The sequence below is a fragment of the Actinomadura sp. KC345 genome, from assembly GCF_004348515.1.
Taxonomy (GTDB): Bacteria; Actinomycetota; Actinomycetes; order Streptosporangiales; family Streptosporangiaceae; genus Spirillospora.
The window spans coordinates 1-15,767 of the sequence record NZ_SMKH01000175.1; the positions used below are offsets into that span (position 1 = coordinate 1).

Sequence of the window (15,767 nt, forward strand, 5' to 3'; positions counted from 1 at the left end):
CCCCGGGGCGCGGCCTCCGAGCCCGCCGGCCCCGGCCCGGCCGGCCCGGCCTCCCGCCACCGTCGACCACCTGCGGCGTTTCACCGACCAGGTCGGGTCACGCAGGGCCAGGGCCGGGCTCCCCCCCATCACGGCCGACGGCCGGCTGACCGCGGCGGCGCAGGCGCACGCCGCCGCCATGGCGGCGCTGGGGCGGCTCGACGCCGACGGGCCGGACGGCATGTCGGTCTTCGACCAGGTCGCCATGCACGGGTACGCCTACCTGGGCATCGACGAGCAACTCGTGTCCGGCCCGCGCACGCTGGACGAGTTCGTCCAGTACTACCTGGACACCGGAGAGGTGCAGGCACTGCACAACGCCGACATCCGCGACGTCGGCGTCGGCCACGCCCCCGGTGCGGGCCGCAACGGCGAGCTGTACTGGACGGTGCTGTGGACGATGCCGTTCTCACCGCCCGGCCTGGCAAGGTTCGCCGCCGAGGTCACCTCGCTCACCAACGGCCATCGGACCGCCCACGGACTCCGGCCGCTCGGCAACGATCCGCGGCTCACCGCGGCGGCACAGGCGTACAGCGAGGACATGGTCGCCCGCCGCTTCTACTCCCACACCTGCCCGAGCGGGAGCGAGCCCTGGGACCGGGCGGCCGCGGCGGGCTGCACGCATGTCGGCATCGGCGAGAACATCGCGTGCGGCCAGCGTTCCCCGGCCGAGGTGGTGCAAGGCTGGATGGACAGTCCGGGGCACCGCGCGAACATCCTCAAGCCCGAGTTCACCCACATCGGGATCGGCTTCCAGTGCGGCGGCCAGGCGGGCACCTACTGGACCCAGCTCTTCGGAACCGCCGCCTGACCACTTCGTGACCACCTCGGGTCCCGACCTCCCGAGGTGGCCCCCCTTCTTGACGTGTTCGCGCGGACGCCGCGTGCGGACGCCGAATCGTGCGGGCTCCCGTTGCTGCGACCCGTTCTTTCCGCACGGTCATACGCAAGCGCCGGAATCTCGGAACCGGCACCGAATACAAACGAAATGAGGTGAAACATGCGACCACCGATGTCCAAGGGGGCTCGCTGGGCGAGGGTCGCGGTGCTCCACGTCCTCGGGGGGCTCTGCGTGGTCACGCTCGCCCTCTGCATATCGGCGGCGTTCTTCCACACTCCCTCACCGTCCGCCGTCGGCATGACCGCAGGGGCGACCAGCGCCGCCGCCCTTCTCCTGCTGGTGGCCGTCCTGGTCCCGCGAGTCCGCAGGCTCATCGGGATCAGGGACAGGTTCGGCGAGGCCGAGAGCTGGGCGACCTTCCGCAAGGAGCTCTTCCTTCTCTTGATCCTCCCCGCGCTCGGCAACCGTCTCGCGCTGCTGGCCACCGAACTGATCGCCGCACTGACCGCCAAACTGGTCAGGGACGAACAGGAGGGGACCTGGTGGGACCTGCTGGGCGTCGCGCTCTTCGTGTTCACGATCGCCTGCTTCTACGTCAGATCAGCGCAAGCGGTCATGTTCATGCGTCACGGGAGGGCGGCCGGGCCCGGACTGCGCCCCCTCGTCGTGGGCTTCATGGTCGGGGGGTTGCTCTACACCGCGTTCAGCATTCTGGCGGTGATCCTCCTGACCCTGGTGGGGCTCGCCGGCCTCATGTGGCAGGTGCTCATCGCGAGCACGCTCGTGAACGCCATGACGCTCCTCGCGGCGCTGATCGTCCTGCGGCCGGTCGACGCGGCGAAGAGCTGACCCGGCCGCGCATGGAACGCGCGGCGGAGACCGAAGGCGGGGAGGAGCACCCTCCCCGCTTTCTGCTGCTCTCCCTAGGTCACCATCCGTAACATCCGCCGGTCCGACAGTTGAGATCGTCCCCTCCGCGGCGACCGACCGGCCGGCACTGCCTTGCTCTTGGAGGCGCGTCGCAGACGGTCCTCAGAAGTGGCGGCACCAGTCGTCACGAACAAACAAGACCGGAAGAGGTACATCCTCGTGACCACACAAACCAGACCCTCGGGAGGCTGGGAGCCCTCCCCCTGCACGGAGGCGGCCAGGGCGGCGCTTGAGGCCCTGGGGAACGCCCCCGAGCGGGCCGTCCTCCTGTTCGCCCTGAACGGGACGATCCCTGACGCCGCCGAGGCGCGGGCCCGACCCGGCATCGACCGGCGCTACCCCGGGATCCTCGCGCGGCTCGCGGAGCGGACAGGAGCGACCGGACTGCTGACCGGCCACTCGGTCTCGCAGGTCGGGGACCTCGGTCTCGCCGTCGGCAGGCTTCACATCCTGGGGCAGCTCGGTTGCGAGTGGTCCCACCTGGACGGACACGTCGAGCTGGTCGAGATCCCGGCCGGGCTGGACGAGTTCAGGCTCAGCCTGCCTCCTTGGCTGAAGGCGAGCGGGATGGACCGCATCGTCCGCATCGAGGACGTGAGGTCCCACTTCATGACCCTCCGCTACCGGGAGCCGCTCGGCAGGAAGCAGGTCGAGCGGTTGCTGGGGAGCCTCGGGCCGCGGGTCGAGAAGTACGGCCTGGCGGTTCTGCCGGGTCCCCAGAGCGTGGAGATCGGTCCGCGGACGGACGAGAGGCGCGCCGTTCTCCGGTTCGTCCGCGAACTCCCGTTCACCCCCAGCGTGGTCGTCCACACGGGGGCCTCCGAGGGGGACTGGCTCGCCTTCCGCGCTCTCGAACTGCTCCGCGACCGGAGCGTGGAACTCCCCCGCTTCGGCGTGCCCACCCTCAAGGTGTGCGCGAGCACCGACCCCTGGCTCCAGGCGAAAGCCGACCTGATCGTGCCCGAACCTCCGGACACGATCAGGTGGTTCCAGTGGCTGTGCGAGATCACCGGAAGCGAGGGAACAGCGACAGCGCCGTGACCGACTGACCGCGGCACCGTCACCCGAACCGTGGCCCCCGGACCGAGTCCGGGGGCCACATTCTCGTCTTTGCAGGTCACCGTAAGTACTCAAGCCCTGGCCGAGAGCAGCGGCGATCCCCCTTTCCAACTGGTGTACCCGGTTTCACATTGCGGAACATGATCGTTTCGGCACGGTCATGATCGCTTGGCTCTCGGAGCCGAGCCGCCCGGACGCAGCGTCCGGGCGACGCACAACCCAAAGAGGTGACTTATGTCACAGATCAAACACCTCCTCCGGCATTACGGGAAGCCGGTTGCCGGAGGCGCACTCGCGCTCTTCGCGATCTCCGTGGCGGTCTCCGGCCGCACGGTGAACGGGAGGGTCTTCGACGACGTCAGCCCGCTCGTGGCGGCGACTCTGTCGACGACGTTCGGCGCTCTCCTGCTGAGCATCTACGTGGGCCGAAGCGCCCTCTGGCAGGTGCTGCGCAACCGCAGGCCGGTCTGCGGCGTGCTCAGGCACGTCCGCAGGCGGGTCTTCGGGAGGGCGATGCGATGGCAGGTCATCTCGATGGCCGTCGGCATCGCCTTCATGCTGCCCCTGACGCTCCTGGCCCTGGACAGGCTGGGCTCGATGGGGACCGTCGGCGCGATCGTGTTCTGCGGCCCGCTGTGGCTCGCCGTGTGGGGGCTCTCGCAGGTCCTCGCCGGCAGCCGCGACTGGTTCACCGGCCTGCTCTGGGTCCTGGTCGCGGTCATCGGAGTCGGCTGCCTGACCCGCTTCTGGGAAGGCGACTTCGACGTCCTCGGCCTGCTGTTCGGGGCGGGGGCGGCGGCCGCGTACGCGGTCTTCCTCGCCATGTACGACAGGATGAGGGAGACCGACAGGCACGCCCTCCCCATGGGGGTGGCGGTCAGCAACCTGCTGGCGGCGGCCCTGATGGTGGCGCTGACCGGCGTCACGCTCGCGGTCCTGTCGGCGAACGGCACGTTCGTCTCGGGCATCAGCCTCCCCGGCGATGACTGGATGAACTGGCGTGTGCTCATGGTCACCGCGTGCTCGGGGCTGCTCAGCGGGGCGCTCTGCCAGATCGCGCAGAACCAGATCTTCCGCAGGGGACTGATCTCCCTGGGGACGTTCTCGATCATGACGGCCCTCGAACCGGCCGCCTCCTTCGTCCTGGGCGCCGCCATGCTCTCCTACGAGCCCGGTGCCCTGGACGTGGTCGGCACGCTCCTGGTGGTCGTGGCAGGCATCGCCTGCTTCTACCACTGGGAAGTACACAACGGTCGGAAGCGGGATACCCGCGTCTGACCGCGACGGCGCCCGGCGCCGCCGCACCCAGCCGACGGCGGGGAGGGCCCACCCTCCCCGCCGTTCGCCTTTCGCGGGCGGTTGCCATCCGCGGTCGGCACGGCACGGTCTTCGTTGCGTGGCTCAGCCACGCCGTTCCGAGAAGTTCGGGACGTTGCACCAGTTCATCGTGACCGGTGCGCGTCCCGACCCCAGGTCTGGACGCGTGTCGGTTCACAGAACCACAACCGCGTCCCGGCTCGGCCGGGACGCATGACAAAGGAGAGATGCCATGTCAGGCATCAAACATCTTGTGGAGCGGATCCCCGGCGTGGGTCTGCTCCTCACGGCAGTTGTGTTCTTCAGCCTCAATGGCTCGGACGCAGTCAGCGGTCTCGTCATCGACGTGGCGTCTCCGCTGGTCGTGGCCGCTATGACCATGGTCTTCGGCGCCATCGCGCTGGCGCTCATGGTCGAGCGTGCCAGGCTGTTCCGGCCGGGCAGGCGGCGACGTGTCCGGGAACTCGGAATGACGCCGCTGATCAACCGCATGGCGGTCAGCGACGTGTTCGTCATCCCGTTCACGCTGCTGGCCCTCGACCGGCTGGAGGCGCTGGGGACGGTCATCTCCATCATGTGGTTCGGCCCCCTGTGGGTCGCAATCTGGAAGATGGTCAGCGATAGCACGCGCAGGCTCTCCAGCCTGCTGTGGCTCCCGCTCGCGGGGGCCGGCGTGGTGTTCCTGACACGTCCCTGGGAAGGCACCTTCGACATCCTGGGCGTCCTGCTGGCGCTCGGCGGCGCGGTGTGCTACGCCAACTTCTTGTTCACGTACGACCGCATGGGTGCGGTCAACGCGGCGAAGAACGAAGCCAGCGGCGTCGAGGAGGACCGGATCTCCGTCGCCGTCGCCGAGAGCCACCTTCGGTCGGCCGGCGCGATGGCGATCCTGACGACTGCCACGATCATCGCGTTCGGCGCCTTCGGCCTGACGGTCCCGGGCGTCACGCCCGGTCCCGACTGGCTGTCGTGGCCCGTGTTCGCCGCCGCCGTGGGCGCCGGTCTCCTGACCGGCATCCTGGCCACGGTCGCACAGAACATGATCTTCGGCTGGAAGCTGCTGAAGGGCGAGACCTTCGCCGTTCTGACCGCTTTCGAGCCGATGGTCGCACTGGCGCTGGGCTGGTGGGTCCTCGGGTACCAGCCGGTCGGCCTCGACCTGCTCGGCACCCTCCTGGTGAGCGCGGCCGGCATCGGCTGCTACGACCAGCTCGAGAACGACATGGCCTGGACCAAGAACAGCATGGCCTGGATCAAGCAGGGCATGGCCCGGATCAAGAACGGCGTGACCCGGACCAAGCACAACACCTGATGCAAAGCGGCGCGTAGCCGCAGCGCACCGATCGGAAGCGGGGAGGGTCACCTCCCCGCTTCTTCTTGTCCCCGGAACGTTCCGGGTTGCCGATTCGGTCCAGGTCCGCACGGTCAACCTTGCGTGGCTCAACCACGTGTGTGGCTTCCGAGTCGCGTCGTCCGGCCTCAGGTCGGGCGCAGTACAAACAAGAGGAGGTAGTGCCTTGTTGGCACCACCAACCAGCGGATTCATCCGCTTCACCACCGAGCGGGACCCTCAGGGTTCCGCCCCGGCCCGTCTCACTCCCATCCTGCTGGGGGGTGAGCACCCCGTCGGGTTCGCCCCCGACTGGGTGTACGCCCACCTCGACGACGTCAGCCCGTACGGCGGACTGGCGTTGGCGAAGCCCGGCAACAAGGTCTACAGGAAGGTCAACGACCTTTTCCAGATCCTGGGGATCGGGGTCGAGGACGGCGTGCTCGTTCGCGAGGACGTGCTGGCCAACGTCGGTACCGACCGGCACGGAGCTGAGATGCTCCGGGCCGCGTTCGCCGGTGTCGTCTTCGACGGACGCCGGGAGGACTGGTCGATGGTGGGAGAACCCCGCCAGGCCCTGTCCTCCCTGAGCACCGACGAGGCGAAGACCATCACGTTCTTCACCGGGGGCTGCCTCGGTGGAGCGGACGTCACGATCGCGCGAACCCCATCGGGTACCTATCCGCTGGTGCAGAGCGCGACCAGCTCGGGCCTGAAGGAGGAGCTGTACTCCGTCAGCTTCGAGCCCGGGGAGACGCTCTCGTTCTACGAGCGGGAGACCATGTACCGGCTGGCGGTGAACATCGTCAAGCTGGTCCGAAGGCTCCCGGGTCGCAAGGTCCGAATCAGGCTCGACGTCCCGCGGGGGCAGTACTACCTGTACACGCTCGATGCCCACCAGAACGGCCTCATCAAGCCGGGTGCGTGCATCGAGTGGTTCGACGCGGTAGACAAGCGCAACCGGATGGTCGTCGAGCACTTCCGGCAGGTGTTCCACACCCTGGGCGTCCACGCGGATGTCCTCAGCACCACTGACGAGCTCAGCAGCGTGGCCGAGTACCTCCGCGAGGAGTACCGGGCGAACCACACGCCCACGCTGAACGATCTCGTCAACGTCATGCGGGACAGCGGCGACTCCCTCTGGGAGCACGCGCTGGACCCGCGGGTGCGCGAGCGCACCAAGGTGGGACCGTTGGACTCCGTGAAGGCGTTCAACGCCACCGCCTACAGCCTCGCCGTCGCGCGGGAAGCCGAGGCGGGTCCGACCATCGAAATCGATGACCCCGTGGAACGCCCCATCTTCGAGGGGGCGGATCGACTCAGCAAGCCGCTTCCCTGGAAGCTCCAGGCGTGCGGTGTCTACCCGCAGAGCCGGTTCCACCCCCGGACCATCGGGGTGAAGGACCGCCGGTTCCACCTCTACCGGGACGACCCGGGCCACGAGGTCGTTCTCAACGACCCTGACGGCCTCACCGGTCGGACCGACGGGGAGGTGATCGTCCTCGACGATCTCCTGCCCGAGCTCTACCCCGTGTTGTAGTCGCCTAGCGGCTACGTAGTGCACATGATGCCCCGGTGGGACGGCTAGCGCCGTCCCACCGGGGCATCTCTTTTCGTCGCCTCGGAACGTTCCGGATTGCCGATCCGCCTCCGGACCGCACGGTCACTATTGCATGGTTCAGCCGCGTCAGCGGTCCACGAGCCATGTCGTCCCGGCCCAGCCGGGCGACGCACAAACAAGAAGGAGGAGCCACATTGGCTACCGCTATTCACCTGCTGGTGGGTGAGAGTCCCGACGGGACCGTCGCACCGCTCAGCCACATCGCATTGCCTGAAGGCGTGCAAAGCCAGACCCACCTCGCGGAGGGGATGCTCCACGTGGGGAGTGCCGAGAAGGTCCGGCAGCCCTACGGCAAGCCGGCGCGGAGCGTGGTGTCGAAGGCGGCCGACCTGGTCGGCTTCCTCGGCCTCGACGCCCGCGTCCGCGGCGACGCCATCTGCGACCTCAACGTGTACAAGGACGGCCGCAAGGTCGTCCGGTCGTACGCCGGGGTCGAGATGGACGGGACCGTGGAGTTCCTGCAGACCCGGGGCAGCATCCCGGCTGCTCGGGCGAACAGGCTGGAGAGGCTCGTCAAGTACGGCGACTCCGTCGACATCGAGCGCCTCGGCCGGATCGCAGCGCTCCGGCGGCTCAACGTGAGCACCGCGCCCGCTCTCGCCAAGCGTCCCCTCGGGGAGCTGAGCGACAAGGAGCTGGCCAAGCTCGCCCGCCACACGGAGACGGATGCGGCCGAGCTGGCGCACCTGGTGTCGTCGAGCGCGGAACTGAGTCTCGTCGACCTCCGGGAGCTCATCGAGCTCAAGGAGTTCAGCAAGCTGAGGAAGGTCACCATCGTCCTCGGCGGCTGCCTGTTCGACGTGAACTCCGCGGTCGTGCACACGACGACCGGCACCTTCGACATGGTCGGCCTCGCGCACACCGCGGGGCTCTCCACGAGGGTGCGGCGGATCGAGATCGTGGACGAGTCCTCGTTCTACGAGGACGAGACCCCGGCCCGCCTGGGACGGCTCACGATCCTGTTCGCGACGGCCCTGCTCCGGCTCAACCCGGAGCTGGAAGTCGACCTGGTCGTCGACGTGCCGTCGGCGGAGTACACCCTCTACCCGTACGAAGGTGCGGTGAGCGGGTACATCCGACCCGAGCAGTGCACCGAGTGGTTCCCGAAGGTGGAGGAACGCAGCGGACGCGTCGAGCGCTCCTTCCAGAGCGTTCTCGACGAACTGCTGGGCAACAGCCGGGTCAGCCTGCGCATGCCCCGCGAACTCAAGTCGGTCGCCGATTTCCTGAACGTGGAGATGGGCGCCGGCAGGACCCCCGAGTTCGCGGAGGTGCTCTCCGCGCTGGAGGCGTCCGCAGACGCCGTCATGCGGCTGGCCCTCACCCTGGTCCGGCCGGGCAACGTGCGAGCGCTGACCGGCCTGAGCTACGTCATGTCCCTGGTCCGGTCCATGCTCCGCAGCGACTTCGTGATCGAGGTGGACAACCGCTCGGAGGCGTTCATGGCCGCCGAGGCCGAACGCGTCATCGGGCTCATCCTCGAAGCGCACCGAGCATGGCGCGCGGGTGAGCTCGACGAGGCGTACCCGCACGACGCGCAGAAGATCGCCGGCCTGATGGACGAGATCGGCGAGGAGCTGCGCGCCGGGGCGCTGCTCGCGGTCTACCCGCTGGAGAAGATCCATGTCCAGCGGGTGCCGCGGGAGAACAACCCGCTGTACAGGTACCAGATCGGCGGAGCGTTCCTGCTCCCCGACGGTACCGAGGTGTCCCGAAAGGAGGCCCTCGAACAGCTCTACCCGAGGCCGCAGATCACCTCGTGATCTGAGACCCGGGTGAAACCGTGCCCCGGCGGGATGGCTGACACGCCATTCCGTCGGGGCATTCCTGTGCCTTCCCGATTCGGCCAAAGGTTGCCGGAACACTCATATCCCGTACGGTCTTCTTTGCGCGGCTCTGCCGCGCGAGCGGTTCTCGGAGCCGCGCCGTCCTGGCATCAGCCAGGGCGAACGACAAATCAAAGGAGTGATTCCGTGTTGCCACAAGCCCGAAAACTGGGCTGGCGGACGCTGGTGCGTCCGGGCAGCCTCCCCCTGGTCTCCCCGGTGGAGGTACCGCCGGAGCCGTCGGCACCGGTCGAGTTCGCCCCCGGGCGGGTCTACGTGCAGGGTCTCCAGGACCTGCCGCGAAAGCCGTACGGGAAGCCGGCGCGCTCGGTGCGGGAGAAGGCCGACCGCTGGATGGCCTGGATGGGAGCGGAAGCCGTCGTCGGCGACGCCGCCGTCTGCCACCACCTGGACGGTGAGGTCCGCGCCTTCGCCGAGATCGCCGGGCGCGGTCGTGTCGGCTACTGGTCGCTCGGCGGCAACCTGCCCTCGCGGCCGGTCACCGTCGGGAAACGGACGGAGCAGGAGGCCATCCCGCTGGACGAGATCGACAAGGTCGTGATCAAGGCGGGACCGTGCCTGCTCAGTGGGCCGGGGTTCACCCTGCACACCGCCGACGGACCGTTCGAGAAGGTCCTCAGCATGGCCACGACCGACGATCTGGCCTCGGCCGTCCACGGCTTCGACTGGACCAAGGGCCCGTCGCTGTACGAGGTCGAGAGCACCGCCCGCCAGGCGGAGGCGATCGGCTTGATCGTGCTCGGCCTTCTGTCCCGCAGCAAGGGGCTGGAGATCGAGATCCTGCTCAACGTCCCGAACACCGGGTACGACCTGTACTTCCTGCCCGGAGCGCAGAAGGGGCACATCCCGGCCGGGCTGTACCTCGACCTGATCTCCCTGTGGGATGGTCGAACCAGCCTCGTCGAGGGGCTCCTCCGCGAGAACCTCGTCAAGTCCCTGCACGGGAACCTCGACGCGGAGCAGCACGCCCGCGTCAAGATCCTGCCGTTCGAGGACGACCTGGACATCGTCCGGGACATGCTCCGTGAGGCGCTGGAATCGCGGGGTCGTCTTCTGCCGGAGCTGGCCACGCTGTTCGATCAGCAGGTCCTGCACGGAGACGAGACCTGGAAGGCGATGGGGAGCACCGGCCGTCCGGACAACGTGCACGCCGGCGCGAGCTGGGGTTACACGCACGCGGTCCTCAAGCACTCGATGTCGAAGGACCCGTCCAGCGAGCGGGTCCTGCTCATCGGCGTCGAGAACGCGAGCGAGGGACGGATCAAGGCCGAGGCCGACAGGATGGCGAAGGCCATCGTCGGCGGCTACTCGGACCTGATCACCGCCTACCCGGGGACGACCTTCGACAACGTGGCGATCTACCCCTACGAGGGAATCCACGCGGAGACGGAGGCCGAACCCGAGTCGGGCGGAAGGCTCACCGCGCTGTACTACAACGACCCCGGATTCACAGGGGAGTTGCCCAACGGGCAGCGGGTCGACTTCTCGGAGTTGCTGCTGGCCGAGTGACACTCGTTGATCGCGCGCAAGTGACGATCGACGAGTGAGTTCATCGATGCCCCGACGGGACGGCCGACGCCGTTCCCGTCGGGGCATCTCCTCGTTCCCGCCGGATCGGGCGACACGGCCCGGAACAAGAGAGACACCCCGCGCTCACGCGCGGGGTGCCTTCTGTGGGACGGCGCCGGTGGGGCGGTGCCGTCAGGTCAGTGCCTTCCAGGCGTCTTCCGGGTGTTCCGGCCTTGGAAGGCCCAGGTCGGGCTGGCGCCCGATGAGCTCCTCGTCGAAACCGTCCTCGCCGGGGAACCTGCCGGTCTCGTCGGCCCAGATGAGCTGGCGGTACTCGGGCAGCTCACCGTCGTATGACTCACGGGCGGCGCGCAGCAGTCGCGTGCCGTACCAGCTCTCATGGACGGCCACGACCTTTAATCTCCGGCTTGTCAGCTCACTGTCGTCCGCTCCCACGTCGAGCAGACCGAACTCCATCGCGGCGACGGCGCGCTCGATGATGTAGTGACGGTAGTCGCGGGGCAGGCCGCAGATCACCAGTTGCGGCAGGCGGACGATGTCCCACCGGTCCACGGTGCAGGACCAGGCCGGATGGTCGTCGTAGACCCAGACCGGATCGTTCTCGCCGCCCCGGTCCACCAGCAGCCGGGAACCGCCGACAGCCAGGTCGGGAAGGCGGCCGATCGGTCCACCCTCCGCTGCCTCGTTGCGAGTGAGGCGGCCGAACACTTTCCGAACAGCGTCGTACATAGCGTTCTCCTCTTGTTTGTAGGGACTTCTCCACGAGGACCGTCCGGGCGTCGCGATGCCCGGCCACAGCGACGCGTCCTCCGAGGCCACGCCGCTCCGCGGTAGCCCATCCGACGGCCGCCGCCTTGCCTCCGCAGCCGGGTCACGGACGGTCACTGATGCACGGCTCCACATCGAGCCGCGCCGTCCGCACCTCACGTGCGGGCGAAACGACAAAGCAAAGCCCTGAAAAGGGCAGAAAGGGGTGGCGCATGCCATCCATCAATCAGGCGCTCGGAATGCCGAACGCCCCCAAGGGGCGTTTCGTCAACCCGGGAGCCGCCAAGAAGTGGGCCGACATCGTGGCCCACATGGAGGTATCCGCCGTGCTGTCCGACCTGGACGGGACGTGGGCGGACGAGGTCCCGGGCAACGACATGCCGGACGTCCACCCCGACACCCCCACGGTGTTCGGGCAGCTCAGCGAGCGGATGCTCGCCGCTGCGGTGAGCGGTCGCGACGACCGGGCCATCGAGGAGGTGTACGGCATCCGTCACACCAAGGTGCACCGCATCTCCGAGTACGGCTGCGGGTACTCCTACGACGGTGACTACACCGACTGGGTGGAGCGTCCGGGAGGTCTGGACGACTTCAACCAGACGCTGGACCTCATCCTGAAGGGGATCGGCGTTTACGACCGCGTCGTCACCCAGAAGAAGCCCCACCTGAGCTGCGTCCACTTCCAGGGCGTCAGTGACCGGGGGGTGGTGGACATCCTGGCCAACTGCATCAACCTGCTGGCCGTTCAGCACGGCCTGACGGTCCGGAAGGGCCGGGGGTTCATCGAGGTGGGCCCGGAGGTCGACAAAGGGAACGCCATCTGGAGGCTCTTCCACGAGAGGGACATCAAGCCCTACGGGGTGGTCTTCCTGGGCAACTCCTCCGGTGACGAGCCGGCCCGAAAGACGCTCCGCTACCTCGAGAAGTGGGGGGTGGTCACCGCCTTCGTGTGCGTGGGCCACGACGACCGCGCCCTCGCGGAGCGGTCCGACATCCACCTGGACAGGCCCGACGAAACGCGCAAGCTGCTCACGTGGCTGCGCGACGGCACGGGCCGGATGATGGCGTCGTAGTCTTCTGACTGCGGCACCGTCGTCCCCGACCAGCGGCCCCCGGAAGCATTCCGGGGGCCGTTTCTTGTGTGCACGGGATGTGCGCCGGGGACCGTTCCCGGGACGGTCCGTCATGCCCGGCCATTAGCCGGGCCCCGCGTGTCGCGCGCGGGTGAACGACAACCGAGAAAGGGGTGGCACATGCCATCCAACGACGACAGGGCGTCCCGGAACCCGGGAGCGCCGCCGATCGGCACGGCTGAGTGGGCGAGGGCCCGGGACGCGTCCGCGGAGGCATATGACCGCGCCGTCCTCATCCTTCCCGGAGACGGGACCCTGTGGGTGCCCGACCAGTCCTCGGAGGGCCTGGCCGTCAACGACGACGTCGCCTGGCTGTTGGAGGATCTCAGCAGGTACGTCGGAGCGGTCGCCTTGCTGACCGGCACCTCGATCCAGACGCTTCAGCGGTCCGGAGTCCTCCCCGAGAGGTGGATCCACGTGATCGGCCGGTCCGGTCAGGAGCACCACCACGGCGGAACGCACACCGTGTGGGTTCCGGTTCCGGAGGGGCTGCCTTCGTTCGGCGAACGCCTGTCGGACTTCCTGGGTGCGCTCGGGCTGGCCGGCGGGGTTCACGTCGAGGACATGGCCTGCTCCATGACCGTCCGCTACGGAGACCTGGAGAAGGCGCAGGTCCCGAGGCTCCTCGAACAGCTCCGGCTGCTGGCCACCGCCGGCGGCCTCGAACTCCGGCAGCACGACGACTTCGTGGAGGTGGGCACTCCCACCACCGAGCTGGGCACCTTCACGATGTTCATCGCGCAGCTCTGGTTCGTGCCCTCCGCGGTCCTCTACGTGGGCGACTGCGAGCGGGGCAAGGCCGTCTTCGCCGAACTCGACCGGCTGAGCGATGACGAGGACGTCCCCACCCTCGGGTTGTGCGCGTCCCGCCATGGTGCCCTGCACCAGCGGGACGACATGATCGTGGGTTGCCCTGAGAGTGTGCGCGAAGCACTTGAGGAGCTGCACGAGGTCATAACCCGTTAGCAGCCGATGACGCTGTGCTCGCTCGAGCGCGGCATCGTCGCTTCAACCCGTGGCCCCCGGCATAGTCCCCGGGGGCCACGTCTCTGTGGTCGGCCGGTGGAGACGCGGGACGCCCCGTGATACATTCCGGCCCGAATCCCCCGCTGACGTGTCGTCCCGCGGCAACGGCCGGACGGCCTCATGCGCTCCCATCTCCCCGGAAGACGCACCCCATGAGTTGGTTCTTCGGGCCCCCGCATCCACCACCGGTACGGCCGGTGACCGCCGAGGACTGGGTACCGCTGGCTCGGGACCTACGGCGACTGCTGGGCTCCGACCTGCTGTGGGTGCGTCTCGACTCCCCCGGCGGAACCGCGTGGGTCGAGGCGTCCGGCGCCGTCGGCGCGCGGGCACCCGGCGGGCGGGACGCCCTCGATCGGCCCGCGGATCCCGGCCCGATCCCCAGGGCGGCGCTGCCGGAGGGCTGGAGGGCGGGGGTGCGCGTCCCGCTTCGCGGCCCCGGTGGGCGGGAGGCCGGATGCCTGCTGCTCGGTTGGACCCGGCGGAGCGGCCGGTACCGGGCCTCCCGGCTGGACCCCGGAGCGCTCGCCGGCGCGGCCCGGACCCTCGGCGCGCTCTGGGCCGGCGCGTGCGCGGCTCACGAGGCGGAGCGGTCACCGCTCAGCGCGGTCATCGAGCACTGCGACGCCGCCGTGATGGCCGTCCAGGACGGCCGGATCGCCTTTTGGAACGCTGCAATGGCGACGCTGACCGGTACGCCCGCGGACCGGGCCACCGGCCGGCGGCCCGCGGAGCTGTTCACCCTGACCGGCGAGGACGGCCGGGCGGTGGAACTCGCCGGCGCGGTGCGGGGGACGATGCGTCTCGCCACGCACGACGGGCGGGAACTGCGGGTCCGGATGTCGTGCGCGGCCCCGCCCGGCGGGCCGCCCGGACTGCTGTCCGCGGTGTTCGCGGACGAGTCGGCGCGACGGCAGGTGGAGGACATGCGGCACCTGCTGCTGGCGTCCGCCTGCCATGAGCTGCACGGTCCGCTCACCACCATCCGCGGGCACACCCAACTGCTCCAGGACGCCCTCCCCCGCGGCGAGGACGCGGCCGAATCCCTGGAGGCGATCCTGGACGCGGAGGAGACACTGCGGCGCATCGTCGGCGACCTGGTCCCCCTCGCCGGCGTGGACCCGCCCGCGCCACCCGAGACGACGACCGAACCCATCGACGTGGCATCGCTGCTCCAGCGGACCCTGCGGAGCGTTCCGTCGGTGGCGGCGCGCACGCTGACCACGGTCGCGCCCGGCCTGACCGTGTGCGCGGATCCCGTGCGGCTCCGGCAGTGCCTCCTCGTGGTGCTCGGCAACGCCGAGAAGTACGCGCCCGTGGGACGTATCGCCATAAACGCGCACATCGACGGCGCGTCCTCCGGCGTGATCAGCATCGCGGACCAGGGGCCCGGAATCCCCGAGGCGGAACGCGAGCTGGTGCTGCGGCCGTACCACCGGTCGGCGGACGCCCGATGCCGGCCCGGCGCCGGGTTGGGGCTGTACATCGCCGAAGCGGCGATGACCGCCATGCGCGGCCGGATCGAACTCACCGCGGCACCGGGCGGCGGACTCGACGTGCGGCTCCGCCTGCCCCTGTCGAGGTGACCGGTCCACCGCGTTGACTTGCGGCGTGTTGTTGTTTTCGACGCGCTCATAACAACGACTCGCCGCAAGTCAACGCGCTCGGTGGGTCAGTGTGCGGTTAGGGCGGAGAGGGCCGAGCGGAAGTCGGCGAGGTCGAACGGTTTGGCTAGGACGCGGGTTCGGGTGCCGTCCTCCAGGTCGCCGGATGTGCGGGCGGCGGCGGTGATCAGCAGCACCGGCAGGGTGGCCGTGCGGTGGTCGGCGCGGACGCGGGCCAGGAGATCGGCGCCGTCCATGTCCGGGAGCATCAGGTCCAGGATCAGCAGGTGCGGCGCGGCGGGCCCGGTCAGACCGCTCCAGCCCCGCGCGCCGTCCTCGGCCAGAACCGCCTCGTGCCCGTCGCGTTCCAGCAGCATGCGCAGCAGTCGCCCGACCCCGGGGTCGTCCTCCACGATGAGCACCCGCATGGCGGCAGAAGTTACCAGCCGAGAGGCCCGAACCACGGACGGTCCTCATGAAGGACGGACCACTGGCGGGAAACGATGGCAGACGAGCAACCGGACTACTACGAGATCCTCGGCGTGGAGCGATCCGCCACCCCGGAGGACATCACGCGGGCCTACCGCCGGACGATGCGCGCGGTGCATCCCGACACCAACGGCAACTCCGGCCTGTTCCGGCTGGTCAGAACCGCGTACGAGACCCTCAAGGACCCGGCCGCGCGGGCCGCGTACGACGCCCGCCCCAGCACGCCGCCGCCC

Annotated in this window: 14 protein-coding genes; 12 read left to right on the forward strand and 2 right to left on the reverse strand. The window is 69.2% G+C overall.

From position 1 onward, the window contains the following. The 8 genes from E1281_RS25270 to E1281_RS25305 form a co-directional block, all read left to right on the forward strand. Positions 1-850: CAP domain-containing protein (locus tag E1281_RS25270; RefSeq protein WP_131882158.1), on the forward strand; the 850-nt coding region annotated here is incomplete at its 5' end. A gap of 189 nt (positions 851-1,039) precedes the next feature. After that, entirely contained in the window at positions 1,040-1,729 is a 690-nt protein-coding gene (locus tag E1281_RS25275) for a hypothetical protein (RefSeq protein WP_131882159.1), read from the forward strand. Between the two features lie 240 nt (positions 1,730-1,969). Beyond that, the gene (locus tag E1281_RS25280) at positions 1,970-2,851 is read left to right on the forward strand and encodes a hypothetical protein (protein ID WP_131882160.1); all 882 of its coding nucleotides are present in this window, start codon (positions 1,970-1,972) and stop codon (positions 2,849-2,851) included. Between the two features lie 252 nt (positions 2,852-3,103). Then, on the forward strand, positions 3,104-4,147 hold the full coding sequence (locus tag E1281_RS25285) for a hypothetical protein (protein ID WP_131882161.1): 1,044 nt from the start codon (positions 3,104-3,106) through the stop codon (positions 4,145-4,147). A 271-nt stretch (positions 4,148-4,418) separates the two neighbouring features. After that, on the forward strand, positions 4,419-5,498 hold the full coding sequence (locus tag E1281_RS25290) for a hypothetical protein (RefSeq protein WP_131882162.1): 1,080 nt from the start codon (positions 4,419-4,421) through the stop codon (positions 5,496-5,498). A gap of 205 nt (positions 5,499-5,703) precedes the next feature. Next, complete coding sequence (locus tag E1281_RS25295) at positions 5,704-7,056, forward strand: hypothetical protein (RefSeq protein ID WP_131882163.1); 1,353 nt, start codon at positions 5,704-5,706, stop codon at positions 7,054-7,056. Positions 7,057-7,271: 215 nt separating this feature from the next. After that, positions 7,272-8,900, forward strand: coding sequence for a hypothetical protein (locus E1281_RS25300; RefSeq protein WP_165959093.1), 1,629 nt, complete (start codon positions 7,272-7,274; stop codon positions 8,898-8,900). A 210-nt stretch (positions 8,901-9,110) separates the two neighbouring features. Then, positions 9,111-10,493, forward strand: coding sequence for a hypothetical protein (locus E1281_RS25305; protein WP_131882165.1), 1,383 nt, complete (start codon positions 9,111-9,113; stop codon positions 10,491-10,493). A gap of 192 nt (positions 10,494-10,685) precedes the next feature. Here the strand turns inward: E1281_RS25305 and E1281_RS25310 are convergent, their stop codons facing one another. Continuing rightward, positions 10,686-11,243, reverse strand: coding sequence for a DUF4262 domain-containing protein (locus E1281_RS25310; RefSeq protein ID WP_165959094.1), 558 nt, complete (start codon positions 11,241-11,243; stop codon positions 10,686-10,688). Between the two features lie 251 nt (positions 11,244-11,494). On the opposite strand from E1281_RS25310, the gene E1281_RS25315 reads away from it, so the two are divergent. The 3 genes from E1281_RS25315 (at position 11,495) to E1281_RS25325 (ending at position 15,027) form a co-directional block, all read left to right on the forward strand. Beyond that, positions 11,495-12,355: a trehalose-phosphatase gene (locus E1281_RS25315; RefSeq protein WP_165959095.1), complete on the forward strand. Its 861-nt coding sequence runs from the start codon at positions 11,495-11,497 to the stop codon at positions 12,353-12,355. Between the two features lie 180 nt (positions 12,356-12,535). Then, complete coding sequence (locus E1281_RS25320) at positions 12,536-13,381, forward strand: hypothetical protein (RefSeq protein WP_131882168.1); 846 nt, start codon at positions 12,536-12,538, stop codon at positions 13,379-13,381. Positions 13,382-13,593: 212 nt separating this feature from the next. After that, positions 13,594-15,027 (forward strand): PAS domain-containing sensor histidine kinase, encoded by a 1,434-nt coding sequence (locus E1281_RS25325; protein WP_131882169.1) that lies wholly within the window; start codon positions 13,594-13,596, stop codon positions 15,025-15,027. A gap of 86 nt (positions 15,028-15,113) precedes the next feature. Here E1281_RS25325 and E1281_RS25330 read toward each other — a convergent pair whose 3' ends face one another. Beyond that, the gene (locus E1281_RS25330; RefSeq protein WP_131882170.1) at positions 15,114-15,473 is read right to left on the reverse strand and encodes a response regulator; all 360 of its coding nucleotides are present in this window, start codon (positions 15,471-15,473) and stop codon (positions 15,114-15,116) included. A 75-nt stretch (positions 15,474-15,548) separates the two neighbouring features. On the opposite strand from E1281_RS25330, the gene E1281_RS25335 reads away from it, so the two are divergent. Beyond that, the coding region (locus tag E1281_RS25335; RefSeq protein WP_131882171.1) for a J domain-containing protein at positions 15,549-15,767 on the forward strand (219 nt) is incomplete at its 3' end.

What these genes read in the sequence shown, in the direction of transcription:
- E1281_RS25275 (WP_131882159.1), top strand. Translation starts at nt 1,040, where the DNA reads ATGCGACCACCGATGTCCAAGGGGGCTCGCTGGGCGAGGGTCGCGGTG.
- E1281_RS25285 (WP_131882161.1), top strand. Translation starts at nt 3,104, where the DNA reads ATGTCACAGATCAAACACCTCCTCCGGCATTACGGGAAGCCGGTTGCC.
- E1281_RS25290 (WP_131882162.1), top strand. Translation starts at nt 4,419, where the DNA reads ATGTCAGGCATCAAACATCTTGTGGAGCGGATCCCCGGCGTGGGTCTG.
- E1281_RS25310 (WP_165959094.1), bottom strand. Translation starts at nt 11,243, where the DNA reads ATGTACGACGCTGTTCGGAAAGTGTTCGGCCGCCTCACTCGCAACGAG.
- E1281_RS25315 (WP_165959095.1), top strand. Translation starts at nt 11,495, where the DNA reads ATGCCATCCATCAATCAGGCGCTCGGAATGCCGAACGCCCCCAAGGGG.
- E1281_RS25320 (WP_131882168.1), top strand. Translation starts at nt 12,536, where the DNA reads ATGCCATCCAACGACGACAGGGCGTCCCGGAACCCGGGAGCGCCGCCG.
- E1281_RS25325 (WP_131882169.1), top strand. Translation starts at nt 13,594, where the DNA reads ATGAGTTGGTTCTTCGGGCCCCCGCATCCACCACCGGTACGGCCGGTG.
- E1281_RS25330 (WP_131882170.1), bottom strand. Translation starts at nt 15,473, where the DNA reads ATGCGGGTGCTCATCGTGGAGGACGACCCCGGGGTCGGGCGACTGCTG.